20 protein-coding genes are annotated in these 25,110 nt (G+C 63.9%); 10 read left to right on the top strand and 10 right to left on the bottom strand.

The window, feature by feature from the left end:
* The first annotated feature begins 44 nt into the window (after nucleotides 1–44).
* From QZ190_RS18010 to QZ190_RS18000, 3 genes are read left to right on the top strand one after another with little or no spacing between them, the layout of a single operon-like run.
* Complete coding sequence (locus QZ190_RS18010; RefSeq protein WP_291919224.1) at nucleotides 45–1,202, top strand: acyl-CoA dehydrogenase family protein; 1,158 nt, start codon at nucleotides 45–47, stop codon at nucleotides 1,200–1,202.
* A 12-nt stretch (nucleotides 1,203–1,214) separates the two neighbouring features.
* Nucleotides 1,215–2,216: an acyl-CoA dehydrogenase family protein gene (locus QZ190_RS18005; RefSeq protein ID WP_291919222.1), complete on the top strand. Its 1,002-nt coding sequence runs from the start codon at nucleotides 1,215–1,217 to the stop codon at nucleotides 2,214–2,216.
* 20 nt (nucleotides 2,217–2,236) lie between these two features.
* Nucleotides 2,237–3,031, top strand: coding sequence for a crotonase/enoyl-CoA hydratase family protein (locus QZ190_RS18000; protein ID WP_291919220.1), 795 nt, complete (start codon nucleotides 2,237–2,239; stop codon nucleotides 3,029–3,031).
* Between the two features lie 186 nt (nucleotides 3,032–3,217).
* Here QZ190_RS18000 and QZ190_RS17995 read toward each other — a convergent pair whose 3' ends face one another.
* From QZ190_RS17995 to QZ190_RS17975, 5 genes are all read right to left on the bottom strand, one after another.
* The gene (locus QZ190_RS17995; RefSeq protein ID WP_291919219.1) at nucleotides 3,218–4,258 is read right to left on the bottom strand and encodes a S1C family serine protease; all 1,041 of its coding nucleotides are present in this window, start codon (nucleotides 4,256–4,258) and stop codon (nucleotides 3,218–3,220) included.
* A gap of 120 nt (nucleotides 4,259–4,378) precedes the next feature.
* Nucleotides 4,379–6,052, bottom strand: a complete 1,674-nt coding sequence (locus tag QZ190_RS17990) for a long-chain fatty acid--CoA ligase (protein ID WP_291919217.1) — start codon at nucleotides 6,050–6,052, stop codon at nucleotides 4,379–4,381.
* 123 nt (nucleotides 6,053–6,175) lie between these two features.
* Entirely contained in the window at nucleotides 6,176–6,811 is a 636-nt protein-coding gene (locus tag QZ190_RS17985; protein WP_291919215.1) for a flavin reductase family protein, read from the bottom strand.
* A gap of 104 nt (nucleotides 6,812–6,915) precedes the next feature.
* The gene (locus QZ190_RS17980; RefSeq protein WP_291919213.1) at nucleotides 6,916–7,338 is read right to left on the bottom strand and encodes a type II toxin-antitoxin system VapC family toxin; all 423 of its coding nucleotides are present in this window, start codon (nucleotides 7,336–7,338) and stop codon (nucleotides 6,916–6,918) included.
* A gap of 9 nt (nucleotides 7,339–7,347) precedes the next feature.
* Nucleotides 7,348–7,578: a CopG family transcriptional regulator gene (locus QZ190_RS17975; protein ID WP_291919211.1), complete on the bottom strand. Its 231-nt coding sequence runs from the start codon at nucleotides 7,576–7,578 to the stop codon at nucleotides 7,348–7,350.
* A 359-nt stretch (nucleotides 7,579–7,937) separates the two neighbouring features.
* Between QZ190_RS17975 and QZ190_RS17970 the strand changes: the two genes are divergently transcribed.
* Nucleotides 7,938–8,258 (top strand): hypothetical protein, encoded by a 321-nt coding sequence (locus QZ190_RS17970; RefSeq protein WP_367114251.1) that lies wholly within the window; start codon nucleotides 7,938–7,940, stop codon nucleotides 8,256–8,258.
* A gap of 2 nt (nucleotides 8,259–8,260) precedes the next feature.
* On the opposite strand, the gene QZ190_RS17965 is transcribed toward QZ190_RS17970, so the two are convergent.
* A complete protein-coding gene (locus tag QZ190_RS17965; protein ID WP_291919207.1) occupies nucleotides 8,261–9,241 on the bottom strand; it encodes a tripartite tricarboxylate transporter substrate binding protein in 981 nt (326 codons plus the stop codon).
* Nucleotides 9,242–9,587: 346 nt separating this feature from the next.
* On the opposite strand from QZ190_RS17965, the gene recC reads away from it, so the two are divergent.
* The 3 genes from recC to recD are packed head-to-tail and all read left to right on the top strand — an operon-like array spanning nucleotide 9,588 to nucleotide 19,005.
* Entirely contained in the window at nucleotides 9,588–13,091 is a 3,504-nt protein-coding gene (gene recC / locus QZ190_RS17960) for an exodeoxyribonuclease V subunit gamma (protein ID WP_291919205.1), read from the top strand.
* On the top strand, nucleotides 13,088–16,822 hold the full coding sequence (recB, locus tag QZ190_RS17955; RefSeq protein WP_291919204.1) for an exodeoxyribonuclease V subunit beta: 3,735 nt from the start codon (nucleotides 13,088–13,090) through the stop codon (nucleotides 16,820–16,822). Before recC ends, recB begins: the two co-directional genes overlap by 4 nt.
* Entirely contained in the window at nucleotides 16,822–19,005 is a 2,184-nt protein-coding gene (gene recD / locus QZ190_RS17950; protein WP_291919202.1) for an exodeoxyribonuclease V subunit alpha, read from the top strand. The genes recB and recD overlap by 1 nt, the downstream gene beginning before the upstream one ends.
* Here recD and QZ190_RS17945 read toward each other — a convergent pair.
* On the bottom strand, nucleotides 18,993–19,265 hold the full coding sequence (locus tag QZ190_RS17945) for a hypothetical protein (protein ID WP_291919200.1): 273 nt from the start codon (nucleotides 19,263–19,265) through the stop codon (nucleotides 18,993–18,995). The two genes, recD and QZ190_RS17945, sit on opposite strands and share 13 nt — an antisense overlap.
* Before the next feature lie 101 nt (nucleotides 19,266–19,366).
* Between QZ190_RS17945 and QZ190_RS17940 the strand changes: the two genes are divergently transcribed.
* Complete coding sequence (locus tag QZ190_RS17940) at nucleotides 19,367–20,575, top strand: pyridoxal phosphate-dependent aminotransferase (protein WP_291919198.1); 1,209 nt, start codon at nucleotides 19,367–19,369, stop codon at nucleotides 20,573–20,575.
* 71 nt (nucleotides 20,576–20,646) lie between these two features.
* On the opposite strand, the gene QZ190_RS17935 is transcribed toward QZ190_RS17940, so the two are convergent.
* The 3 genes from QZ190_RS17935 to QZ190_RS17925 form a co-directional block, all read right to left on the bottom strand.
* Complete coding sequence (locus QZ190_RS17935; RefSeq protein WP_291919196.1) at nucleotides 20,647–21,579, bottom strand: carbohydrate kinase family protein; 933 nt, start codon at nucleotides 21,577–21,579, stop codon at nucleotides 20,647–20,649.
* Between the two features lie 21 nt (nucleotides 21,580–21,600).
* The gene (locus QZ190_RS17930; RefSeq protein ID WP_291919194.1) at nucleotides 21,601–22,545 is read right to left on the bottom strand and encodes an ABC transporter permease; all 945 of its coding nucleotides are present in this window, start codon (nucleotides 22,543–22,545) and stop codon (nucleotides 21,601–21,603) included.
* A 160-nt stretch (nucleotides 22,546–22,705) separates the two neighbouring features.
* Nucleotides 22,706–23,710, bottom strand: a complete 1,005-nt coding sequence (locus QZ190_RS17925; RefSeq protein WP_291919192.1) for a sugar ABC transporter substrate-binding protein — start codon at nucleotides 23,708–23,710, stop codon at nucleotides 22,706–22,708.
* 167 nt (nucleotides 23,711–23,877) lie between these two features.
* On the opposite strand from QZ190_RS17925, the gene QZ190_RS17920 reads away from it, so the two are divergent.
* Together QZ190_RS17920 and QZ190_RS17915 are read left to right on the top strand one after the other, a co-directional pair.
* Nucleotides 23,878–24,675 (top strand): ATP-binding cassette domain-containing protein, encoded by a 798-nt coding sequence (locus QZ190_RS17920; RefSeq protein WP_291919189.1) that lies wholly within the window; start codon nucleotides 23,878–23,880, stop codon nucleotides 24,673–24,675.
* Nucleotides 24,669–25,109 (top strand): RbsD/FucU domain-containing protein, encoded by a 441-nt coding sequence (locus tag QZ190_RS17915; protein WP_291919188.1) that lies wholly within the window; start codon nucleotides 24,669–24,671, stop codon nucleotides 25,107–25,109. Before QZ190_RS17920 ends, QZ190_RS17915 begins: the two co-directional genes overlap by 7 nt.
* Nucleotide 25,110 lies beyond the last annotated feature (1 nt).

The raw sequence follows: 25,110 nt of genomic DNA, 5'->3' as shown, positions 1-25,110 counted from the left end.
GATGGAGAGAGCATGAAGACGTTGTTTGAAAAAGGGGTGTGGGCATGAGCCAGCTCGATTCGCTGAACCCGTCGGCCATTCCGGCGCAAGACGAAGCGCTGCGCCAGGAGGTGCGGGCCTTTCTGGTGGAGGCCATGCGCGGTGTACCTGCCCATGTGCGGGCACGCTCCTGGATGGGTTATGACCCGGCTTTCAGCCGCGAGCTGGGCCGCCGGGGCTGGCTGGGCATCACCTTTCCGCCAGCCTATGGTGGCGCGGGCCTCAGCGCGTTTGCGCGCTATGTGCTGGTGGAAGAGTTTTTGAACTTTGGCGCGCCCGTGGGATCGCATTGGATCGCCGACCGCCAAAGCGGCCCCTTGCTGCTCAAGTACGGCACCGAAGCTCAAAAGCAGCGTTACTTGCCCGCCATCTGCCGGGGTGAGGCTTTTTACTGCATTGGTATGAGTGAGCCTAGCTCGGGCTCGGACTTGGCCAGCGTGCGCACCCGAGCCACGCCCAATGCGGCGGGCTGGTTGCTGAACGGCCAAAAAATCTGGACCACCAATGCCCACAACTGCCACTTCATGATCGCGCTTGTGCGCACCAGTGGCGAAGCGGGTGACCGCCACAAGGGCTTGTCGCAAGTGATCGTGGACTTGTCCTTGCCGGGCGTCACGGTGCGGCCCATCACGGACCAATCGGGCGACAGCCATTTTTGCGAAGTGTTTTTTGAGAATGTGCAGCTGGGGCCCGACGCCCTGGTGGGCGACGAAGGCGGCGGCTGGGAGCAGGTCACGGCCGAGCTGGCGTTCGAGCGCAGCGGCCCGGAGCGTCTGTATTCCAGCATCGCCTTGTTCGACGAGTGGCTGGCCTACGTGCGCACACCCCAAGGCCGCACGCCGCAGGCGCAACGCCTTGCGGGCAAGATCCTGAGCCAGCTGGCACCGCTGCGCGCCATGTCGGTGGCCATCACCGAAAAACTCACGCGGGGTGAAAGCCCGGTGGTGGAAGCCGCTCTGGTCAAAGACCTGGGCACAGGCGTGGAGCAGCTGATTCCAGCGGCGATTGCCGACGACTTGTTCTCGCGCCCCGACACCGAAGTGCCCGCCGAGCTGCTCAACACGCTCATCTACATCACGCAGGTGGCGCCCAGCTACTCGCTGCGCGGCGGCACACGCGACATCCTGCGCGGCATGATCGCGCGTGGCCTAGGCTTGCGCTGAAAAGGAAACACCATGGACGATCTTTTTTCAGATGCCGTCAAGGCGCTGCTCACCGACCACTGCACGCCTGCGGTGGTGCGCGCCATCGAAGCGGGCCAAACGCGTGCCGCGCTGTGGCAAGCGCTTGAAGACGCCGGCTTTGCCGATGCGCTGGTGCCCGAATCTGCGGGCGGCGCAGGTCTGGCTTTGGCCGATGTCTACCCGGTGCTGGAGCTCTGCGGCAGCTATGCAGTGCCCGTGCCTTTGGGCGAGACCTTATTGGCGCGGGGCCTGATGGCTCATGCAGGCGTGTCTGCGCCCAAGGGCTCGGTGGTGTTCGGCATGGGCCATCTGGCCGGTGATGGCCTTTTGCACTGCGCACAAGTGCGTTGTGGCACACAAGCCGACTGGGTGCTGGTTTCGTCTGGTGGCGCTTGCCGTCTGTTGCCTGCAGCCGATGCTCAGGTGCAAGTGGTCGGGTTTTGCCTGGACGCGCAGATGAGCTGGCCCCAAGCGGCTTGGGACGCTGCCCAAGCGGTGCCCGGAACGCACGACCTCATGACCTTGCAGGCGGCCCTTTACGCGGCCCAACTGGCCGGTGCCCTGATGGCCGTGTTCAGCCGCACGCTGCAATACGCCAACGACCGCCAGCAGTTTGGCAAACCGATTGGCAAGTTCCAGGCGATCCAGCACCAGCTGAGCGTCATGTCCGAGCATGCGTTTGCCGCCCGCATGGCCGCCCAGCTGGGCTTGCGCGCAGCGGGCCAAGTGCCCGACCGCCTGCGCGTGGCCATGGCCAAGGCCCGCACCAGCGAGGCAGCGCTTGAAGTGGCGGGCCTGAGTCATTCCATCCACGGTGCCATCGGCTTCACACGCGAGTTTGACCTGCAGCTGTACACCCGCAGGCTGCACGCTTGGCGGCAAGCCGCTGGGTCAGAGTCCTACTGGCACGATGTGCTGGGCAAGGCCCTGCTGGACAGCCCCGAGCCGCTCAGCCTGGACCTGATGCGCACACTCACCGACACGGTGCTTTGATTTTTTCGACAGGAAACCCCATGAACGCTTTTCTCAACATCACCCGGGAGGGCAGCATCGCCATCCTCACCATGAGCCAGCCCGAGACCCGCAACGCCTTGACGGGCAACACGGCGGTCGAAGAGTTTGTGCAGGCTTGTGCCGACATCACCAAGGACACCAGCGTCCGTGCTGTCATCCTTACTGCCGAAGGCCCGGTCTTCAGCTCGGGCGGCAACGTCAAGGACATGCTGCGCTACCAAACGCAACAGCTCATGCCCGACGTCATCCGCGAGGAGTACCGCAATGGCATCCAGCGTTTGCCCAAGGCGCTCTACAACCTGGATGTGCCCGTGATCGCTGCCATCAACGGCCCGGCCATTGGCGCGGGGCTGGATTTGACCTGCATGTGTGACATCCGCATCGCCTCCGACAAGGCTACCTTTGCCGAGAGTTTTGTGAAAGTGGGCATCGTGCCGGGCGACGGCGGTGCTTGGCTTCTGCCGCGTGCGGTGGGCGCATCCAAAGCGGCCGAGATGGCCTTCACGGGCGAGGCTTTGTCGGCCGAGCAGGCGCTGGCCTGTGGGCTGGTCTCGCGGGTGGTGGCACCCGATCAATTGATGCCCGAGGCGCTGGCGCTGGCGCGCAAGATCGCGGCCAACCCGGGCGCGGTGCTGCGCATGACCAAGCGTTTGCTGCGCGAGGGGGAGCGCAGCTCGTTGGAATCCTTGCTGGAGATGTCGGCGGGCTACCAGGCTATTGCCCACATGACCGACGACCACCATGAGGCGGTGAACGCCTTCATTGAAAAGCGCCCGCCCAAGTTTTCGGCTTGAAGGCGTGTGCCACATCTATCGCCCACAGGGTGTGGCTCCTGCAAAAATGCGCTGTGAGCTTGCCGTTGTAGCAGCCCACCCCTGTGGGCGATGTTTTTCGTTGTGTGTGCGACGCCCCTGTCCACGGGGCGCATTCAAACAGCTGGAACGGCTTGGGATGAAGACGTCAAAAGGACGTGTCGCAGGTCAAATCCCGCTAGGCCTTTTCAGTGCCGTTGCGCGGTCGGTGCTGAGCAACTCCACCTCGCGGCTTTGGCCCTCGCTGCGCACCGTGAGGGTCAAGCGGCTGCCTGCAGGCCCCAAGGCCCGCAGGCGGCGGTAAAAGTCGGGCAGGTCATCCAGCGACTGGCCTTGAAGGGCCAGCAAGGTGTCACCCATTTGGATGCCCGCTTCGGCGGCTGGGCTGCCCGGCGACACCCGCAAAACCCCCAAGCCGCCGCTCGGCAGGCGTTGGCTGGTGATGCCCAGCCAGGGCGTGGCCGGGCCGGGGCGTTTGCCGCTGCGCACCAAGTCGGGCAGGGGGTCTTTGAGCAGGTTCACGGGCACAAACAAATTGCCCGGCAGCGGCACTTGGTCGCCGTACACGTCTTGCACCAACAAGGAACCAATGCCCACCAACTGGCCTTGGGCGTCAAACAAGCCCGAGCCGCTCCAGTTGTTCACCGCTGGCATCGTCATCAAGGGCGCTTCCAGCAGGTATTCCCAGCTGCCCGCAAAAACTTTTCTGGAGACCAGCTCCAGCGCGGTGGGTTCGGTCTCGTTTTGGCCCAGGGTCCAGAGCTTGCCGGGCGTGGGCAGGGTGTCGGAGTCGCCCAGCGGCACGGCCTCCAGGCGCAGCGGCACGAGTGAGCGGATCAGGCCCAGGCCGCTGAGGTTGTCCACGGCCCGCACTTGCCCCGGAATGCGGCGGCCCTGGTGGTCAATCAGGTCCACGCTTTCGGCTTCGAGCAGCAGGTAGCCAATGGTCAGCACCAGGTCGGGGCCAATGACCACGCCTGAGCCTTCGCGGCGCTGGCCCAGGGTGCGGCTGGTGTTGGCCTGCGCGTCGCTGCGGCTTTGCACCGTCACCACCGATTGCAGCACCCGCTGCAGCGGCTCGGGCGGCAAGGCTAGTGGGGTGTTGTTGGGGCTGTCTTGTGCGGTGCCAGGCTGCCCGGCAGCTTGCGCCCAGGCCAAGCTGCACAAAAACAGGCTGGCGCACATTGCCATGACAAACGGGTGGCGCATGGTCATCCCCTGGAAAAAAGTAGCGCTCAAGCAGCGCCAACCCATTGTGGGCCGTGCCTCTTAACCCTGTGTCCGGAGAGCCTACTGGCGTCAGGGCTGAGCTCAGCGCTGTCCGCCTGCTCAGGCGGGAAAACGCTCGCGCAGTTTGAGTTTGTAGAACTTGCCCGTGGAGGTGCGGGGCACGGCGTCGATGAACTCATAGCGGTCGGGCACCTGCCACTTGGCAAAGCCGTGCTGCAGCAGGTGCGCGGCAAAGTCTTCGGGCCGAGGCGCCTGACCTTGCGCTCGACCTGGTTTGAGCACGATGCAGGCCAGCGGCCGCTCGCTCCACTTGGGGTCGGGGATGGCGATCACGGCCGCTTCGGCCACGTCGGGGTGGGCCATCAGGGCGTTTTCCAGATCGACCGAGCTGATCCATTCGCCGCCGGACTTGATCAGGTCTTTGGTGCGGTCGGTGATGCGCACAAAACCCAAGGCGTCCACGCTGGCCACATCGCCTGTGCGCAGCCAGCCGTCGGCGCTGAACTTGTCTTCGCTCACCGGCACCTGGTGGTAGCTGCCGGTAATGAAGGGACCGCGCACCTGAATCTCGCCCACATGCTGGCCGTCCCAGGGGGCGTCCTGGCCGTCTTCGCCTCGGATGCGCAGCTCCGTCAGCGGCACGGGCACGCCCGCCATGGCGGCGCGGCGGTAACGCTCGTCCATGGACGCGTTTTTCAGCTCCGACTTGGGGTAAGACACGGTGCACAAAGGCGAGGTTTCGGTCATGCCCCAACCTTGCAAAATCCAGATGCCGTGCCGGTCAAAAGCGCGAATCAGCGCCTCGGGCACGGCCGCACCACCCACCAGCGAGCGCATGCCAGCGGGCAATTTCCAGCGGTCTGGTTGGGTGGTTTGTGCGGCCTCAAAAGCCTGGATCAAACCCATCCAGATGGTGGGCACGCCCAGCGAGAGTGTGGGGGGCTCGGCCGTCATCAGGTCCAGCAGGTCTTCCGGGTGCAGGTGCGGGCCAGGAAACACGAGCTTCACGCCCATCATCACCGCGCCATAAGGGATGCCCCAGCTGTTGGCATGGAACATGGGCGTGACAGGCAAGATCACGTCGCTGCCTTTTAGGCCCCAAAAGTCGCCCAAGCAGCCCACCAGGGTGTGCAAGATGGTCGAGCGGTGCGAATACACCACGCCCTTGGGCCGGCCCGTGGTGCCCGAGGTGTAGCACATGGACACCGCATCGTCTTCGGCGTGCGGGGCGTATTGAAAGCCCTGTGTGTCGGTGCTGGCCAGCAGCTGCTCGTAATCGGTGAATTCAGCGGGCACCGCTGCCCCGGAAAACGGGAACACGATCACGCGCTCGAAGCGGTACAGGTGCGCAAACTGTTGGTACAGCGGCAGCAACACGTCGTCGATGATCAGCACCTTGTCTTGTGCGTCGTTGGCGATCCAGGCGATCTCTTCGGGCGACAGGCGCAGGTTGAGTGTGTGCATGACGCCACCTGCGGCTGGGATGCCGAAATAGCACTCCAGGTGCGCGTGGTGATTCCAGCAGAGCGTGGCTACGCGATCGCCTTTTTGCAGGCCCATGTTTTGCAGGGCTTGCGCCAGCTGTCTGGTGCGTTGGTAAAACGCGCCATAGCTGTGCCGCACCAGCGACTTGTCGGGCAGGCGCGAGACGATCTCGTTGCTGGCAAACAAAGTGCCCGCCCGTTCGAGCAAGTGGTTCAGCGACAGGGGCATCTGCATCATGGTGCTGCAGATGGGGGACTGGGTGGGGGATGCAGAAGAAGGTGTGGTCATGACGGGCTGAGGTTGAACTTGTCTACCCAAATCATGCGGCCCACAGCACGCCGTGCAGGCTAGGGAAAACCCAAGGCCCGTGTCACATGCGCTCGTTCAATGGGGCAACTCACGGGGTGCAAGTCACTTGGGTAAATCGCGTGCGCCGCTTTCGGGTCGGTACATCTTGAAGAGTTGTTCCGGGCCGATGGTGAAGTAATCGGCTGGGCCACCCCCGCGCAACACATGCCCAGCATTGGCGGTGTCGTAAATGCCGTTGGGAATCAGGCGCTCGTCGATGTGCACGCCAACCACCTGGCCAAACACCATCCAGGTGTCCACTTTCTCACCCTGCAGGTTTTGCATTTGCAGGATTTGGGTGCAGCGGCATTCAAAGCTGACCGGGCTCTCCAACACCCGGGGCACGCTCAAAAGGCGCGAGGGTGCAGGGGTCAGACCGGCCAGGGCAAATTCGTCCACCTCGGGGGGCACGCCCTCGCAGGTCTGGTTCATGGCTTCGGCCAGGGGGCGGGTGACCAGATTCCAGACAAATTCGCCGTTGGCTTCGATGTTGTTCAGCGAGTCCTTGCGCCCGATGCTGGAAAAACCAATCAGCGGCGGCACATAGTTGAAGGCGTTGAAAAAACTGTAGGGGGCCAAATTGAGCACGCCGCTGTCGCTGCGGCTTGACACCCAACCAATGGGGCGGGGACCCACGATGGCGTTGAACGGATCGTGTTTAAGGCCGTGGCCCAGGTGGGGTTCGTAGAAATGCATCATCACTGGACTTTAAGTTGAGGTCGGGGTCAAACCAGTCATGTGCATGACAAAGGGGTCGTTGAGCTGTGGTGTGGGACGAACTGGCATAAGGCCATGGAGTTCGCTCAGGGTTTAAGGGCTGGCCTGTCGTCGTGCCAGTTGATCCACTGCAGGCCCGGCACCCGAGAAAACTCGCGCACATTGCGCGTGATGAGTGTGGCCTGATGGCGCATGGCGGTGGCCGCTATCAAGGTGTCGTGTGGGCCGATGGGTGTGCCTGCCGATTCCAAAGCGATGCGAATTTTGGCGGCCTGTAGGGCACATTCATCGTCAAAGGGCAACATTTGCAGGGGTCGAAGAAATTGCGCCAAGGCGGCCAAGCGGGGTTCGGCCGCTTCTTGGGGTAAGCGCATGAGTCCATAGCGCAACTCGTACGCCACAATGGCCGGAACGCCCAGCGTGCCCGGCCTCACCGCTTGCAGGCGAGGCACCACATGGGGGTCACCTCTGAAGTAATAGCTGATGGTGTTGCTGTCGAGGATCAACATGGCCGGGCATCAAAAAATCAGGCGCGGCACATCGGCAGGCGGGGTGTGGGGTGCCTCTTCCCTCAGGGGGAAGTCTGCAAAACGGCCTGCCAGCGCCAGGCAGTCTTGCGGCCAATCGTGCGCCGCATAAGTGCGGATGATGTCCGCCACCCAACGGCTCTTGGACACCCCATTGGCTTTGGCGGCTTCATCGACCAAAGCTTGTGTGGCATCGTCCAAATACAGCGTGATTTGTGCCATGTTCAACTCCGGTGAAAAGTATATGTGGGAGTATATGTGTTTTGAGCCGGAATCCCAACCCTGGTTCGACACCCCTGATCAACAGACAGGGCAAACAGGGTGCCCCAGTTGTGGAGCCTGTCACCATCGACCTGTCCGAAAGGGTGGTACGCAGGGCAGTAAAACTGCTAGATTTCAAGCACTCAAACTTTTGTATGGCCTGTGCGACACCGTTCGACATGCGTGCAGGCAACCCTTGGAACCCCATGGCCATGAAACCACCAACCCGTCTTGACGCCCCAGCCTTGAAAGCTTTGGCCAAGGCGGCTTCTCCCCAAAAATGTGACTGTGCATTGGGGCCCTGTGCCGGTTGGGAGAGCATGACGGAAGACCGTTGGCCCGCGCCGCACATGACCGCCATGGGCAGTTTGCGCGCAGCACAAGACGATGGCGACACGGCGCTGGGCAGCGAGCCCACGTTTGAAGAATTCCACCCCGAGGGCACCCGCTACGAGAGCCCGCTTGCGCCCATTGCGCCCGAATTTTTCCCCTACAACCGCTGTGATGTGTTTGCGTGCAGCGGCTGCCAGCGCGTGCTGCTCAGGTACACCGAGTTTGGGGGGTACTACGTGGACCACCGGGTGCGTGCACTGAACGCAGATTTGGTGGTCGACGCGCCGCCGCCGGATGCGGCGGCTTGAGCTCAGTCGGGTTTGATGCCGTTGTCACGCACCACTTTGGCCCAAGTGTCGATCTGGCCGTCGATGAAGGTCTTGGCTTTTTCAACACTGCCGCCTGAAATCTCAATGCCCTGAGCCACCAATCGCTTGGAGACATCAGGGTTGGCCAGCGCCTTGTTCAGCTCTTCGTTCATGCGTTTGATGATGTCCGGGGGCGTTTTGGACGAGGCCAACAGCGCCCACCAAGCCGGGGCTTCGAAGCCCGCAAAGCCTGCTTCGGCAATGGTCGGCACGTCAGGAAAATCGGCGACACGTTTGGCCGATGTGACGGCCAGGGGCCTCAAGCGCTTGCTGTCGATGTGCGGTTTGTTCAGAAAGACGGTGGCCATGGACAGGGGGATGTGCCCTGCGATGGCGTCGTTCATCAAGGGGCCGCCCCCCTTGAAGGGGACATGGTTGAATTCCATGCCACCACTTTTGCCCAACAAAGACATGGCCAAATGCGCCAGACTGCCGTTGCCAATGGAGCCATAAGAGACGTTCTTTTTGGCCTTGGCTGCGGCCACCACGTCGGCAAATGTTTTGTATTCGGTGTTGGCGTGTGTGGTCAGCATCATGGCCGAAGTGCCCACCAGCACCAGAGGGGTCAGGTCCTTTTTGCTGTCATAGGGCATGTTGGGCATCAGGCTTTGGTTGACGCCATGCGTGTCGAACACCACGGCAAAGGTGTAGCCATCGGCGGGGGCGCTGAGCACGCCCGCCGTGCCGATCACGCCCGAGGCACCGCCTTTGTTTTCAACCACCACGCTTTGGCCCAGTTGCTGAGACAGGGGGCCCGACAAAATGCGCGCCACTTGGTCCACCGATCCGCCGGGCGGAAACACGGCCACCAATTTGATGGGCTGTTTGCTGGGCCAGGCTTGCGCCCAAGCGCCCAGGGGCAGGCCTACGGCCAACAGTGCGCCCGTGAGGCAGGCCGTGCGTTTGATCCAGGAGACGGTCATGGGGGTTCCTTGTGTATCGATGAGCAAAGTATGGTCTGGCTGCCGGTTTTTCCCTTCAGCGTATTCCCTTACGGCGCTCAGCACTTAGTGACCCGAGTGCTGGGGCCGCGGCCAGTGCGCCTGGATGCCACGACTTTGGTATGCCTGTGTGATGAAGGGAGGTTTCCCCCAGTGCTGGTTTACCCCCAAACACCGTGCCCAAAGGTGTGGATAAGTCCTTGAACAACTGCGCCAAGCCGCATCCTGACTGGCGTGGCGGCTGGTGCTTAAAAATTGGGCAGTGCAGGGCTCTTGCCATGAGCCTGGTGGCGGGCACGATTGCGGCTATTCTTGTCCCTTCGCTTCCATGTCTGCACTTGTTCACCGCATGCCTGTCTCCTCCATTTCCCCCGGCTTCATCGCCTTGCACAGCCACCGCTCCGAGGTGCTGGCCGACACCCTGACGGCTTGGCTGCGCACGCACCCTTTGCACCCGCTCGAGAGTGAGGTGGTGCTGGTGCAGAGCAACGGCATGGCCGAGTGGATCAAGATCGAGCTGGCCCGCCAAGGTGGGGTGTGTGCGGCCACGCGGGTGGAGTTGCCCTCGCGCTTTTTGTGGCGCACTTACCGTCAGGTGCTGGGCACGCAGAATGTGCCGCCCGACTCACCGCTCGACAAACTGCCCATGACCTGGCGGCTGATGGCCTTGCTGCCCAGCTGCCTGCAAGACCCGGTGTTCCAACCCGTGGCAGGCTTTTTGCGCGGCGACGAACCCGACCGCTTGCTGCAACTGGCCAGCCGACTGGCCGACCTGTTTGACCAGTATCAAATCTACCGCCCCGATTGGCTGCAAGACTGGGCCGCCGGGCGCAACATGTTGCGCAAGGCCGCTGGCCACGATGCGCTGGGCGAAGACCAGCTCTGGCAGGCCGAGTTGTGGCGGCGCGTGCTCGCCACCTTGGATGACAGCCAGCGCCAAGCCACCCGCCCCGCGCTGCATGCGCGGGCGCTGGCGCACCTGCAGTCGGGCCAGCCGCTGGCCAGCCCGGTGGCGCGACGCGTGTCTGTGTTTGGCATGAGCCACATGCCCGGGCAGCTGCTGGAGATATTGGCGGCCTTGGCCGCACACAGCCAGGTGATGCTGGCCGTGCCCAACCCATGCCAGTACCACTGGGGCGACATCATCGACGGGCGCGAGTGGCTGCAGGCCGAGCGACGTCGACACGAGTATCGGGGTGAGGCGTTGGCCGCTTTGCCGCTGGCGAAGATGCATTTGCACGCGCCCACGCTCTTGGCCGCCTGGGGGCGGCAGGGGCGTGACTTCATCCGCCAGCTTGACGCCTTTGACGACCTGCAGGCGGCCCAGCAAGTCACGCAGTGGCCACGACTGGACTTTTTTGACGATGTGCCCGGCGAAGACGGCACGCGCATGTTGTCCCAGTTGCAGCGGCGCATTCGCGACTTGGAGCCTTCCAGCGGCGGTGCCCCTGTGGAGCCATGGGACCAGGGCGATCAGTCGGTCGTTTTCAAAATCGCGCACAGCCCGGTGCGCGAGCTGGAGGTGCTGCACGACCAACTGCTGCAATGGTTCCACAACCCGCCGGGCGATCAGCCTGTGTCACCCCGCGACGTGGTGGTCATGGTGCCCGACATCGAAATCATGGCCCCGGCGATCCGCGCCGTGTTTGGCCAGTACAAGCGCGCCGATGCACGGTTCATCCCCTATGACATTGCCGACCTGGGTGCACAGGCCATCAGTCCGTTGATCCACGCGGTCGAATGGTTGCTGGCTTTGCCGCAGCAGCGCAGCCGCATGAGTGAACTGGTCGAGCTGCTCGAGGTGCCAGCGCTCGCTGCCCGCTTTGGCCTGAGCGAAGCAGGCTTGCCCACGCTCACCCGCTGGATGGCGGGCTCGGGTATCCGTTGGGGCTTGTCGGCCCCGCACCGCGCAGGCTTGGGGCTGGGCATGTGCGGCGAGGACAACTCTGCATTGTTTGGTGTGCAGCGCATGCTCATGGGTTATGCCTGCGGGGCAGACCCTGTGGATGCCGATGCACCCGGGGCCACGCCTTACCCCGAAGTGGGCGGGCTCGATGCCGAGCTGGCCGGGTCGCTGGCGCACCTGTTGCAAGCTTTGATCGACTGGTGGCAAACCGCCACACAAGACGCCACGCCCGCGCAATGGGCCGAGCGTGGCCGCGCCTTGCTGGCCGCGATGTTCAAGCCGCGTGACGACAACGACCGCAACGCGCTGTCTGCCTTGGACCAAGCGCTGACCGATTGGGTGCGCGCCTGTGGCCAAGCTGGCTTTGCAGAGGCCGTGCCGTTGGCCGTGGCCCGTTCGGCTTGGCTCGAGGCGCTCAAAACACCCCGGCTGGAGCAGCGCTTTCGGGCCGGGGGCGTGACCTTTTGCACGCTCATGCCCATGCGGGCCATCCCTTTCAAGGCCGTGTGCCTGCTCGGCATGAACGATGGCGATTACCCGCGCCGCAGCCCGCGCGCCGACTTCGACCTGATGGGCCTGACCGGCATGAGCCGCCCCGGCGACCGTTCGCGCCGTGACGACGACCGCCAGCTCATGCTCGAAGCCTTGCTGTCGGCGCGACAAGTGCTTTATGTCAGCTGGAGCGGCCGCAGCGTGCGCGACAACAGCGAACAACCCCCTTCGGTGCTGGTGTCGCAACTGCGCGACGAGATCGACTTGCTCTGGGGCAAGGGCACGGCCAAAGGTCTGACCACTGTGCATCCGCTGCAGGCTTTCAGCCGCACCTATTTTGAAGAGGGCAGTGGTTTGTTGACCTATGCCAAGGAGTGGCGCGCGGCGCAGGACACCCAACCCCGCGAGGCACCCCTCGAAGGACCGGTTTCGCTCTTGCCACCGCTCGAATCCGCGCAGGGCGTGCCCGTCATCACCCTCACCCAACTCGCCCGGTTTTTGCGCAAACCTGTAGGCGCTTTTTTTCGCGAACGCCTGCAGGTGCACCTGGAAGACGAGCGCAGCGAGTTGCACGACGAGGAACTCTTTGGATTGGCGGGTCTGGACCTGTACCAGTTGATCGACCACGAGCTGCAGCATGTGCCGACCGAGTTGAGTGCAAACACCTTGCCCGCGCATGTGCAGCTGGTGGTGCAGCGCCTGCGCCAAGCCGGGGCCTTGCCGCTGGCGGGTGTGGGCAAGCTCGCCGCGGAGCATCTCAAGACCCGCCTGCAGGCCATGCTGAGCGCAGCGCTGCGCGAGCGGCAGGCTTACCCCGATGCGGCCGAGCGCCTGCTGGTGGATCTGGCCCACCCCCAAGTGGCCTTGCAGGACGCGCTGGGCGATGTGCGTATGGGTGAGGTGGGGCACATGTCCTTGCACCTTCGCGCCAGCGATTTGGCCAACCTGAAAACCAAAACACCACAGGTCCATCCGGACAAGCTGATCGACATCTGGTTGCTGTCTTTGGCCGCTGCCGCCATGGACCAGCCCTTGAAGTGTGTGGTGGTGGGCCGCAACGCCGTGCTGCGCATGACCGAGCCAGAGCCAGAGGCCGCCCGCGCCCAGTTGACCGCGCTGCTGGCCGTTTGGGCCGAGGGCATGTGTTGGCCGCTGCCGCTGCCGCCCGGTGTGGCGTTGCAGTGGCTCAAAGACCCGGACAACCTCAACGCGCTGGCCGATGCCTACGAGGGCAGTGACTTCAAACGCGCCGAAAAAGACAAAGACCCAGCGCTGGCCCGCACCTACATCCACATCGGAGCCTTGCTGGAGACGGGCGCTTTCGAGCGCTTGGCCCAAACCGTTTACGCGCCCTTGAAGGCCTGGGCCGAGCAAGCCGAGATCGAGGCCTTGCCCGATGCGCCCCACGACAGCGAAGAGGGAGAGCTGGCATGAGCACCACCCACGCCCCCAATGCCGTCGCCTCCAATGCTGTCGCCCCCCACGCCCTCAATGCCCACACCTTTCCACTGCGCGGCAGCCACCTGATCGAGGCGAGCGCTGGCACGGGCAAAACCTGGACCATTGCCGCGCTGTATGTGCGCCTGGTGCTGGGCCACGGCCAAGAGGGCACGGCACCTGTGCGCCCCATGCTGCCGCAAGACGTGCTGGTCATGACCTTCACCCGCGCCGCCACACGCGAGTTGTCGGACCGCATCCGCGCCCGCTTGACCGAGGCCGCGCAGGTGTTTCGGGGCATGGCCCAAACCGACGACGCCTTCCTGCAAAAACTGAAGGACGAATACCCCGAAGGCGAGCCACGCGAGCAAGCCGCCCACCGCTTGGCGCTGGCCGCGCAGGCCATGGACGACGCGGCCGTGTACACCATCGACGCCTGGTGCCAGCGCATGCTGCGCGAACATGCGTTTGACAGCGGCAGCTTGTTTGAAGAAAACCTGGTGGGCGACGAAGCCGCGCTGCGACTCGAAGCGGTGCAGGACTACTGGCGGCAGCAGCTCTACCCCATGGGCACGGTCCTGGTGACCCAGGTGCTGGGCGTTTGGCGCGATGTGCCCGCGCTTGAACAAGACATGCGCGCCCTGATAGCAGTGCCGCTGGACGATGCCGAACCCGGCACGCTGGCGCAGGTGTTCGGCGCGGCCATGGCCGAGCGCGACTCGCAACTGCAGGCACTGAAACAGGGGTGGATTGAAAAGGCCGACAACTTGTTGGGCTGGATCGAGGCGCAGCTGGAGCATCACAAATCCAGCTGGGATGGACGCAAGCTGACGTACAAAAAATGCGCCGAGTGGTTGGCTGTGCTCAAAGACTGGGCGCAAGGGCCAGAAGATGGCAAGCGCCTGGAAAAAGCCATGAAAGCCGGCTGGTCACGCTTCACGCCCCAAGGTCTGCTCGAATGCCGCAAGCCCGGCGAAGCGCCCGTGGATTTGCCGCCCGAAAGCCAAGCCTACGCCGATCTGCAAGCCGCTTTGTTTGCCTTGCCCGATCCCACCCAAGTTGCCCGCCTGCACGCCCGCACCCATGTGCTGCAGCGCATGGCCGAGCTCAAGCGGCGCAGCGGTCTGTTTGGCTTTGCCGACATGCTGCAGCGCCTGGATGTCGCGCTGGCCGACCCCGAATCGGGTGAGCGCTTGGCGCAGCGCCTGCGTGAGCAGTTCCCGGTGGCGATGATTGACGAGTTCCAGGACACCTCGCCGCTGCAGTTCCGCATCTTTGACCGCATCTACCGCACGGCCGAGAACCTGCCCGAGATCGCGCTGCTGCTGATTGGCGACCCCAAGCAGTCCATCTATGGTTTTCGGGGTGCGGACATCCACAGTTACTTGGCCGCGCGCCGCGCCACCACCGGTCGCCACCATGTGCTGGGTACCAACTTTCGCTCTACGCAAGCGGTGGTGGCCGTGGTCAACCGCTGGTTCGACATGGCGCCAGACGCCTTTGGCTACAAACAAGGCGGTGAAGATCCGCTGCCCTTCCAGCCCGTGGGCGCGAAGGGGCGCGATGAAGTCTTCAGAACAAGCTCAGGCGATGTGCAAGCCATGACCGTGGTGCACGACGCCACTTTGCGCAGCACACGCGATGCACAGACGCATCTGTCGGCCCTGTGCGCCGAGCAAATCGTGGCCTGGCTGAACGACCCACAAGCGCGTTTTGCCGATGCACAAAACGGCGAAAAACCCTTGCAGCCCAAAGACATTGCCGTGCTGGTGCGCACCGGCAAAGAGGCCGCAGCCGTGCGCGACGCGCTGCGGGTGCGTGGCGTGGCCTCGGTGTATTTGTCAGACCGCGACTCGGTGTTTGCCAGCGACGAAGCGCAAGACCTGTGCCTGTGGCTGCGCGGCGTGGCCGAGCCGCAAGACATGCGCCGCGTGCGCGCCGCGTTGGGCACGCGCACGGTGGGCCTGTCGCTGGCCGAGCTGTACGACCTGGCCACACAAGACGAACTGCTGGACACCCGCGCCGAGCAAATGCGCGAACTGCACCAGACTTGGCAAAGCCAGGGCGTGCTGGCCATGCTGCGCCAGTCGCTGCATGTGCTGAAGTTGGCCGGGCGCTGGCGAGGCCAGACGGATGGCGAGCGCCGTCTGACCAATGTGCTGCACCTGGCCGAATTGCTGCAAGCGGCCAGCAGCCAGATCGATGGCGAGCAGGCCCTGATCCGCTGGTTGGCCCAGCAGATGGACGAAGCGCAGTCGGGCAACACCAGCGGTGGCGAAGAACAAACCGTGCGGCTTGAAAGCGACGCGGACTTGGTCAAGCTCATCACCATCCACGCCAGCAAGGGCTTGGAGTACCCGGTGGTGTGCCTGCCCTTTGCGCACAGCCACCGCGTGGTCACGGCCGACAAAGCCGCCGTGCTGCAGTTGGAGGGTCGTGATGGCGAGGGCAAGGGCGAGGGCGAGGGCAACCGCCACTGGACGCTGGACTTTGACAAGGAAGACTCCAAGCTCGCGGACCACGACCGCCTGCGTGAAGACCTGCGCCTGTGGTACGTCGCGCTCACGCGGGCGCGCCACGCGCTGTGGGTGGGCTGGAGTGCGGTCAAGCGCGGCAACGGCAAAACCTGCGTGAACCATGGCAGTGCCGCCGGGCATTTGCTGGGCAGCGGTGATGAATTAGAAGCCGCCGATTGGCTGAACAAGTTGCAAGCCCTGCAGACGGATGCGCAAGGCCAGGCCTTGTCGGTGCACATGCAAGTCGCTCCCACCCGGGTGCCGCTGACACTGTGGCAAAGACCAGCGCACACCACCGCACTGCGCGAGGCGCTGAGTTGCACCGCCCGCATCGACAAGTCGTGGACGATCGCGAGTTTTTCGCGCCTGACGCGTGACCTGTCTTCGCAGACCCTGACGCCCTTGGTCTTGCACCTGAATCCGCCGCGCCCCGCCGACGACGAACCGCCTGAGGATGCGGCCATGCCCATGGCCTCGGTGGCCAGCCCCGGTGCTTTGGCCCCGTGGCATGGCTTTGCCAAAGGCCCCACGGCAGGCAACTTTTTGCACGACCAACTCGAATGGTTGGCGGCCGATGGCTTTGCGCTCGATGCGTCCAAGGCCGAGCGCCTGAAATACCGCTGCGAGAACGCAGGCTATGCAGCCCAGGCCGACCTCGTGCTGCAGTGGCTCAGCCGAGTCGTGACCCAACCTTTGCGCGGTCCGAACGCGCCACTGAACGCGCTGGGTGACCTGCTGCCCGAGATGGAATTTTGGTTGCCCGCCGAGCGCCTGCATGCACGCCAGGTCGATGCCCTGTGCCAGCAGCACCTGTTGCCCGGAGTGAGCCGCCCGCAACTGCCCGACGCGCAACTGCACGGCATGCTGATGGGCTTTGCCGATCTGGTGTTCGAGCATCAAGGCCGCTACTGGGTGCTCGACTACAAATCGAATTACCTGGGGACCGATGACGCGGCCTACACCGCACAGGCCCTGGATGCGGCCATGGCCCAACACCGTTACGAGGTGCAGGCCGCGCTGTACATGCTGGCGCTGCACCGCTTGTTGCGCGCCCGTTTAGGAACTGCCTACGACCCGGCGCAGCAGCTGGGCGGCGCGGTGTATTTGTTTTTGCGCGGCATCGACGGGCCTGCGGGTGGCTGCTGTACCTTGCCCGCGCCATTGGCGCTGCTTGATGGCCTGGACGCCATGCTGAACGAAGAGGTGGCGTGATGAGCTTGAAAAAAACCTCACGCATGACGACCGTGCCCGCCGCGCAAATGGACTGGCTCATGGACCTGCCCGCCCAAGGCCTGACCGCCGCGCAAACGGTGCAATGGCTGAACCTGTGGACCGGTCAAGGCCTGCTGCGCCACATCGACAGCGCTTTCGCCGCGCAAGTGCTGCGCCTGGATGCCGGGGCCGCTGCGCCTTTGTTGGTGGCTGCGGCCATCTTGGCGCACATGGAAGGGCGTGGCCACACCTGCCTGGCCGTGGCCGAGCTGTGCCAGCCACCCGTGGCCTTGCTGGGCTGGCCTGCGGCGGCGGCGGACGGTGCGCAGGGCCTGAAGGCCATGTGGGCGCACCTGCCCAGCACGCTGGCCAATTGGCAAGCCGCTTTGCAAGCCGATTTGCAAGGCCACTCGTCCAGCGTTTGTGTGCGCTTGGCCGACGCCCCCGACCAAGGCCAGCCGATGGTGCTGGGCGGATCGGCCGATGTGCCACTTTTGTACCTGCGCCGTTATGCGGGCTATGAGCAGCGCGTAGGCCAAAGCCTGCTGCAGCGTGCCAGCGAGCCCCTGGCCGTGCCTGAAGCGGCGGCACGCGAATGGCTGGACCGATTTTTTGTGCCCAACCTCGAAGAACCCAATACCACCGATTGGCAGAAAGTGGCCTGCGCCGTAGCGCTGCGCGCACGGCTGTCGGTCATCACCGGTGGGCCCGGCACAGGCAAGACCTACACCGCGGCCCGTTTGCTGGCGCTGCTGCTGGCGCTGCACCCCGAAGGCCCGCCGCTGCGCGTGGCGCTGGCTGCGCCCACGGGCAAGGCGGCGGCGCGCCTGAAGCAGTCGATCGACGATGCACTGACCCGCTTGCCTGTGCCTGCCGATGCAGGTCTGGACCTGCGTGCGTTGATTGCCCGCATGGGCCCGGCGCGCACGCTGCATTCGCTGCTGGGGGCGCGGCCCGACACACGCCAGTTTCGCCACCACGCGGCCAACCCGCTCGATGTGGATGTGCTGATCGTGGACGAAGCCTCGATGGTGCACCTGGAAATGATGGACGCGTTGCTGCAGGCCTTGCCGCCCACGGCGCGCTTGGTGCTGTTGGGCGACAAAGACCAGCTGGCCTCGGTCGAGGCCGGGGCTGTGCTGGGCGACTTGTGCCAAGACGCGGCAGCGGGCCGCTACAGCGCGGCCACGGCGCAGTTTGTGCTGCACGCAGCCGGGCAGACATTGGCTGCCGAATTTGTGCTGCCCGATCCGGCCCCCGTGCTGGCCCAGCAAACCGTGATGCTGCGCCAAAGCCGACGCTTCAAAGGCGCCATTGGCCAGTTGGCCCTGGCCGTGAACCGGGGCGATGCCATTGCAGCTCGCGACGTCTTTGTAGGAGCGGCGTCTGGCCGCGATGGCTTGGCTGGAAATTTATCGCGGCCGCAGACCACTTCCACAGAGCAACTTTCTCCCCTGCTGGCCCTCCAGCCAAGCAGCCCCCAAGCCGTTTGCGCCCTGGCGCTGGGCGCAGCGGGCAAGCCTTCGTATGCCGATTACCTGCGCCTCATGCAAACTGGCCCGGCAGGGCAGGGCGCTGAGGTGTCCAGCGAAAGCCACGCCAACTGGGTGCGCAGCGTGCTCAAGGCTTTCGAACGGTTTCGTATTTTGTGCGCGGTGCACCAAGGCGACTGGGGCACGCTGGCGTTGAATGCGGCGGTGCAAAAAGCCTTGGCCGATGCGGGCCTGCTGCAAGTCAAAGGCGAATGGTACGAGGGGCGGCCCGTCATGGTCACGCGCAACGATGCGCAGTTGGGCGTTTTCAACGGCGACGTGGGCGTGGTGTTGCCGGGCACCGAAGGCAAGCCCAAGGTCTGGTTTTTGGACGGTGAAGCCTTGCGTTCGGTGAGCGTCATGCGCTTGGCCCAGGTCGACACCGCGTTTGTCATGACGGTGCACAAAAGCCAGGGCTCGGAGTTCGAGCACACCGCGCTGGTGTTGCCCCCGGGCGGTGCCGAGGTGCTCAGCCGAGAGCTGGTCTACACCGGCATCACCCGGGCCCGCGAGCAGTTCACCCTGGTCGAGGCCGAAGCTGGTTTGCTCGAAGCGGCCATCCACCGCCCCAGCGTGCGCGCCAGCGGTTTGGCGCAGAGGTGGGCTGCGTCGCTGGTGCAGGCCGGAGCCTCAAACACTCAGCTGGCGTAGCCTTCGCAGGCCCCGGCGTTGGGTCTGCCCCGGCATTCGCGCATCAGGCGTTTGTCGCGCTCGGGCTTGTTTTCTGCCGAGCCTTTGTCGGTAGGGACCTTGGGGGCTTTGGCCTGTTTGGGTTTTTTGCCCTTTGCGGGCTTGTCAGCGCCCGTGGTGGCGGTGAAAGTCTCCACCGCCCAGCTGTTGGGCGAGGCACCGAGCAGGCACAAGGTCAGGACCGTACGGGCCAGCGTGTGGATCAAAATTTTGGGTTCCATGCTTGTCTCCCTGATGCTTTTTGTGTCGGTCATCATAGGCAAAACACGCGGCTGTGCAAAGCGCGACAAGGCCGGGGCAGGGCAGCCGTTAGGATGCTCGGATGAATACCCCAACACCCCCTTTCATGCGCCAGGCCGTCATGGACCTGGAAGAATCCCGCATCCGCGAAGTCGCCAACGCGGGCATGGGCCGCCCCGATGTGCTGGCCTTCTGGTTTGGCGAATCCGACGAGGTCACGCCCGACATCGTGCGCCAGGCGGCCATCAATTCGATGCAAAAAGGCGAGACCTTTTATTCGCACAACCTGGGCCTGCCTGAACTGCGCCAGGCGGTCTCGGACTACATGACTGCCCTGCACGGACAAACCCAAGCGATAGGCGTGGAGCGCCTGGCCATCACCTCGGGCGGCGTGAACGCCTTGATGCTGGCCGCGCAAGCGCTGATCGACGCGGGCGACGAAGTGGTCGCCGTCACGCCCGTGTGGCCCAACCTGACGGCGCAGGCTTTGGTGATGGGCGCGAATTTGAAGTGCGTGTCGCTGCGCCCTGTGGCTGGCCAGTGGCAGCTCGACATGGCGGCGCTCAAAGCCGCCATCACGCCCGCCACCCGAGTGCTCATCGTCAACTCGCCCAACAACCCCACGGGCTGGACACTCAGCCGCGCCGAGCAGGCCGAAATATTGGCCCACTGCCGCAGCACCGGCACCTGGGTGCTGGCCGACGAGGTGTACGAGCGTCTGTATTACGAAACCGACACGGCCAATGGCTGCGCACCGTCGTTTCTGGACGTGGCCGAGCCGGAGGATCGCCTGGTGGTGGTGCACAGCTTTTCCAAGAGCTTTTTGATGACCGGCTGGCGTCTGGGCTGGCTGGTCATGCCTACCGCCATGACGCCGCACATGGGCAAACTGATCGAGTTCAACACCTCGTGCGCATCGGTGTTCACCCAAAAGGCGGGCGTGGTGGCGCTGCACAACACGGCCGACATCACGCCCCGCGTGGTGGCTCATCTCAAAGCTTGCCGCGACACCCTGGTGCCGCTGTTGCAAGCCGTGCCGGGCGTGCAACTGGCCCCGGCCAAAGGCGGCATGTACGCGTTTTTCAGGCTCGACGGGCACCCGGATGCGGTGGCTACGGCCAAACGCCTGGTGGCCGAAGCCGGTCTGGGCCTGGCCCCCGGCGAAGCCTTTGCGCCCGAAGCGGCCGGCTGGCTGCGTTGGTGCTTTGCCTCCAAAGACCTGGCGCGCCTGGCGCAAGGCGTGGAGCGGCTCAAGACCTGGTTGCGCCAAAACCCGTCGGCAGCGGTTTGAACGGGGCCTGGGTGCCCTGCTGAGGGGCTACCCCGTGCCAGGCCCCCCAGGCCCCTGAATACCGGCTCGCTTCAGGCCGCTTGCACTTCATCCCAGCGCGGTGGCTGGCAGCCTTGGCGGGTGCAGTTCAGAGCCGCGGCTTTCATGGCCAGGGCCAAGGTGGTGGCCACGCGCTCGGCCGCGCCATCGGGCTGCAGAGCCCAGTCGGCCAAGGTGTTGCCCCAGAAGGTGTCGCCCGCGCCCACGGTGTCGACCACTTGGGTGGGTGGCACGGGCAGGCTGTGGTGGTGGCCTGCGATGTCCAGGTGCGCACCGTCGCCGCCAAAGGTCAGGGCCACGCGGCTGAGCGCGGCCTGGGGCACGCCCGCACGCAGGGCTTGCACCAAGCGGGCAGATTCGGCCAGGCGCACATCGGTAAAACCCATGGTCTGCAGGTCCTCGTTGCTGGCCTTGAGCCAGTCGGTCAGGGCGATCACGTCTTTCAGGGCGGCCACGTAAGGCGTCAACTCGCCCGCCACCTGGGGCCGCAGGTTGATGTCCACGCTGATGGTCCAGCCCATGGTGCGTGCGGCTTGCAAGATGGCCAGCACTTTGTGGTGCTCCGGCGGGATCAGCAGCAAGGAGCCGGTGTGCAAAATGCCCGGTGTTTTTTGCGCACGCAACAAGGCCAGGATGCCGTCCACCGTGTAGTCGCGATCGGCAATGCCTTCGCGGTAAAAGCCGTAACTCGGTTGCCCGTTGGACACTTGCACCACGGCCAGCGACGTGGGCAAAACCGTGCTGCCGCCGCTCAATTGCACACCGTCTTGTTGCAGCCGCCCGGCCATGCCCTGGCCAAACAAGTCGCTCGACAAGGGGTTGAGGTAGGCCACCGAGGCACCGCGCAGCGCAGCGGCACGGGCCAGGTTGAAGGGGCTGCCGCCCATGAGGGGGCGCAGTTGGCCGTCGGGCTGGGCGATGCAGTCCATCAGGGCTTCGCCCAGGACAAAAATCGGAGTGGTCATGAGAGAGGCAAAGAGAAGAATTTATTTTTTCAGCAGGTGTTTGCGTCGCACCACGTCGATCCACACCGCGATGATCACCACCGCACCGATGGCCATCATTTGCTTGAATTGCGAGACTTCCATCAGGTTCATGCCGTTGCGAATCATGGTGATCAGCACCGCGCCCAACAAGCTGCCCCAGATGCTGCCGCGCCCGCCAAAGAGCGAGGTGCCACCCAAAATGACAGCGGCGATGGCGTCCAGCTCAAACATTTGTGCCATCTTGCCGCTCGACGAATCCATGCGGGCCATGAGCACGATGGCCGCCATGGCGCAGGCCAGGCCCGAGATGACGTAGACACCCAGCTTGTACCAGCGGATGTTGATGCCCACTTGGCGCGCGCCCATTTCGTTGGAGCCCATGGCATACACATAGCGGCCGATCTTGGTGCTCGACAAAACGAAGGCCATCACCACAAAGAAGATGCCCGTGATCAAAGTCGGCATGGGGATGCCGAACACATCGCCATAGCCGATGAAAGGGAAGGGTGCGGGCAGGCCCGCGTTGTCAAAGCCGCCGGTCAAATCAAAGGCCAGGCCGCGCCACAGGGTCAGGCCGCCCAAGGTGACGATGAAGGCCGGGATGCCGACGAAGGCCACCAGGTAGCCGTTGAACAGACCCACGGCAGCGCCAATGGCCAGCGCCACGAGCATGGCCAGGTAGGGGTTGACGCCCAGTTTGACCATCATGTAACCCGCCACGGCCCCCGCCAAGGCGGTCAGGGCCCCCACGGCCAGGTCCACACCGCCGGTCAGGATCACAAAGGTTTGTCCACCCGCGAGCAGGGCAATCACCGAGGCCTGCACCAGGATGTTGGACAGGTTGCCGGTGGTCAGAAAGTAGGGCGAGGCCAAGCTGAGCAAGACGCCCAAAACAAGCACTGCGACCAGCGCTCCGAACCACTCTTGTCGGGTGATGGATTTCATAAATTCTCGATGTTCATTGCATGTCTCTTTTGTAGCAGCCCACCCCTGTGGGCGAATGGTCGTGGGCGAACAAACGCTCATTCGCCCAAAGGGGTGGGCTCCTACATCAAAAGGCCAGCCCGAACACGCAGGTCCGGGCGGGCCATTTCTCGGCCTTGACTTATTTGGCCTTGACTTTCATGAACTGGCCCACGCCGGAGTCGGCAGCGAACTGGTCCACGTTGGAAGGCAGCACCAAAAAGGAGCCGGTGTCGATGCGGGCTTCGACTTTTTCGCCTTTGGCTGCGGCAATGGCGGTTTGCACGCCCACTTCACCGATCTTGGCCAGCATCTGCGCGGCGTTGGCTTGTTGCCAGCCGTCTTTCATCATGTCCAGTCCGCCAGGGGAGCCGTCAAAGCCCGCAATCATGACCGCGCCGGGCTTTTTGCCTGCGGCCATCAAAGCGGCTTTGGCACCCAAGGCACCGCCGTCCCAGGCGCAGGCAATCACCTTGGCTTTGGGGTTGGCGCGCAGGGCCGACTCCACGCCGTTTTGGGCCATGGTCTGGTCCCAAGTGGTGGCCACTTCCACGATCTTCACGTTCTTGCGCATTTCGTTGAGCGCGTCCACAAAGCCTTTTTTGCGCTCTTGTCCGGTGGACTGGCCCAGATCACCGGTGACATAAATCACGGTGTCGCCGTCCTGGATTTGCTCGGCCGCCCACTTGCCCTGCACGTTGGCGGCTTTGATGTTGTCTGTGGCCACATACGAGGTGATGTTGGCACCGGTGATGCCGGTGTCCACAGCGATGACGGGGATGCCTGCGGCCAGGGCCTTGTTCACAGCCGGGGCGATGCCTGCGGAGTCCACCGGGGCGATGGCAATGGCGCTGACCTTGCGGGTGATCATGTCTTCGACGATGGCCAGCTGCTTGGACAGCTCGCCTTTTTCAGCGGCCAGTTCAATGAATTTGACACCGGGCACGGAACCCGCTTTTTGGGCGCCACCGTTGATCAGTGTCCAGCCCTCGTTGGTGTTGCCGTTGGTGATGTAGGCGATGGTCAGCTCGCTGGCAGCTGGCGCGGCGGCTGCGGGCTTGGCTTCTTCTTTTTTGCCGCAGGCCATCAAGCTGGCGGCGACGGTGGCGGCCAGGGCCATGCGGCCGAGTGTGCGTTTGCTGATCATGGGGTTTATCTCCGTTGTTGAGGTTGTGTTCGGTCGTGAAAGCGCGTTTTCTGACCGCAAACGGATTGGAAACGAAAAAGTCGACTAAGTAAACCTAGTAGTTTTACTAATGCGCATCGGCATGTGTTCCGGCATGCTTGCGTCCATTCACTGTCAAAGTAGCCGCCATGTCGACACACACACCTGTTCTTGAAATTCAGAAACTGACCAAGCATTACGGCGGCGTCAAAGCGCTGACCGACGCGCAATTTCGCCTGCTGCCGGGTGAGCACGCCGCCATCGTGGGCGACAACGGTGCGGGCAAAAGCACCTTTGTGCGCCTGATCACCGGGGCCGAGCAGCCCAATTCGGGCGACATCTTGTTGGATGGCGGCAAGGTCAACTTTGACTCGCCGCTGGATGCCCGCGAGCAGGGCATCGAGACCGTGTACCAAACCCTGGCGCTGGCCGAAGACCTGGATGTGCCGGCCAACATCTTTTTGGGCCGCGAGATCACGCGCCTGAATCTGGGGCCACTGTCCATCCTGAACCACAAGGCCATGCGCGAGAAATCGGCGGCCATGCTGGCCACCACGGGCGTGAAGATTCAAGACATGTCCGAGAGCCTGCGCGGCATGTCGGGTGGCCAACGCCAGTGTGTGGCAATTGCCCGCGCGGCTGGTTTTGCCAAAAAACTCATCATCCTGGACGAGCCCACGGCCGCTTTGGGTGTGCAAGAGACGGCCCGGGTCGAAGAAATCATCAAGGGTTTGAAGCAGCGAGGCATTCCGCTGGTCATCATCAGCCACAACCTGCGCCAAGTGTTCGACTTGGTCGACCGCATCTGGGTGTTCCGCCAAGGCCGCATCATTTGCAGCCGCCTGACCCATGAAACCAGCCCCGAAGAAATCGTGGGCCTGATCACCGGGGCGATCGACCCGGCTGGCTTGCGGTCTTCAGAAGTCAATGAGGCCGTCACATGCTGAAAGGCATCGACCCGCTGCTCACGCCCGAGTTGCTCATGCACCTGTGCGCCATGGGCCACGGCGAATGGGTGGCGGTGGTGGACGCGAACTTCACGGCCGACTTTTTGAGTCAGGGCAAGCCGGTGGTGCGCATTCCCGGACACAGTTTGGAGCGCGTGAGCCGAGCGGTGCTGTCGGTGTTGCCGCTGGCCGTCGATGTGGCGCAACCGGCCGCTTTCATGCGCGTGTGCCACAGCGCTGACGGTCACCGCACGGCGGCACAGCAGGCGGTGGTGGATCTGGTCGTGGCCGAAGGCTTCAAGCCCGCACAGGTCGAGCCCGTCGAGCGCTACGCCTTTTACGAGAAAATCAAAGGGGCCAGCCTGATCGTGCAAAGCGGTGAAGGCACGGCTTATGGCAACGCCTTGTTCTGCAAGGGCGTGATTCTCGTTTGAC

The sequence above is a fragment of the Limnohabitans sp. genome, assembly GCF_017848645.1.
Lineage (GTDB): Bacteria > Pseudomonadota > Gammaproteobacteria > Burkholderiales > Burkholderiaceae_C > Limnohabitans_A.
This window is presented reverse-complemented; position numbering and strand designations above follow the sequence as displayed.

What these genes read in the sequence shown, in the direction of transcription:
- QZ190_RS18010 (WP_291919224.1), top strand. Translation starts at nt 45, where the DNA reads ATGAGCCAGCTCGATTCGCTGAACCCGTCGGCCATTCCGGCGCAAGAC.
- QZ190_RS18005 (WP_291919222.1), top strand. Translation starts at nt 1,215, where the DNA reads ATGGACGATCTTTTTTCAGATGCCGTCAAGGCGCTGCTCACCGACCAC.
- QZ190_RS18000 (WP_291919220.1), top strand. Translation starts at nt 2,237, where the DNA reads ATGAACGCTTTTCTCAACATCACCCGGGAGGGCAGCATCGCCATCCTC.
- QZ190_RS17995 (WP_291919219.1), bottom strand. Translation starts at nt 4,258, where the DNA reads ATGCGCCACCCGTTTGTCATGGCAATGTGCGCCAGCCTGTTTTTGTGC.
- QZ190_RS17990 (WP_291919217.1), bottom strand. Translation starts at nt 6,052, where the DNA reads ATGACCACACCTTCTTCTGCATCCCCCACCCAGTCCCCCATCTGCAGC.
- QZ190_RS17985 (WP_291919215.1), bottom strand. Translation starts at nt 6,811, where the DNA reads ATGATGCATTTCTACGAACCCCACCTGGGCCACGGCCTTAAACACGAT.
- QZ190_RS17980 (WP_291919213.1), bottom strand. Translation starts at nt 7,338, where the DNA reads ATGTTGATCCTCGACAGCAACACCATCAGCTATTACTTCAGAGGTGAC.
- QZ190_RS17975 (WP_291919211.1), bottom strand. Translation starts at nt 7,578, where the DNA reads ATGGCACAAATCACGCTGTATTTGGACGATGCCACACAAGCTTTGGTC.
- QZ190_RS17970 (WP_367114251.1), top strand. Translation starts at nt 7,938, where the DNA reads ATGACGGAAGACCGTTGGCCCGCGCCGCACATGACCGCCATGGGCAGT.
- QZ190_RS17965 (WP_291919207.1), bottom strand. Translation starts at nt 9,241, where the DNA reads ATGACCGTCTCCTGGATCAAACGCACGGCCTGCCTCACGGGCGCACTG.
- recC (WP_291919205.1), top strand. Translation starts at nt 9,588, where the DNA reads ATGTCTGCACTTGTTCACCGCATGCCTGTCTCCTCCATTTCCCCCGGC.
- recB (WP_291919204.1), top strand. Translation starts at nt 13,088, where the DNA reads ATGAGCACCACCCACGCCCCCAATGCCGTCGCCTCCAATGCTGTCGCC.
- recD (WP_291919202.1), top strand. Translation starts at nt 16,822, where the DNA reads ATGAGCTTGAAAAAAACCTCACGCATGACGACCGTGCCCGCCGCGCAA.
- QZ190_RS17945 (WP_291919200.1), bottom strand. Translation starts at nt 19,265, where the DNA reads ATGGAACCCAAAATTTTGATCCACACGCTGGCCCGTACGGTCCTGACC.
- QZ190_RS17940 (WP_291919198.1), top strand. Translation starts at nt 19,367, where the DNA reads ATGAATACCCCAACACCCCCTTTCATGCGCCAGGCCGTCATGGACCTG.
- QZ190_RS17935 (WP_291919196.1), bottom strand. Translation starts at nt 21,579, where the DNA reads ATGACCACTCCGATTTTTGTCCTGGGCGAAGCCCTGATGGACTGCATC.
- QZ190_RS17930 (WP_291919194.1), bottom strand. Translation starts at nt 22,545, where the DNA reads ATGAAATCCATCACCCGACAAGAGTGGTTCGGAGCGCTGGTCGCAGTG.
- QZ190_RS17925 (WP_291919192.1), bottom strand. Translation starts at nt 23,710, where the DNA reads ATGATCAGCAAACGCACACTCGGCCGCATGGCCCTGGCCGCCACCGTC.
- QZ190_RS17920 (WP_291919189.1), top strand. Translation starts at nt 23,878, where the DNA reads ATGTCGACACACACACCTGTTCTTGAAATTCAGAAACTGACCAAGCAT.
- QZ190_RS17915 (WP_291919188.1), top strand. Translation starts at nt 24,669, where the DNA reads ATGCTGAAAGGCATCGACCCGCTGCTCACGCCCGAGTTGCTCATGCAC.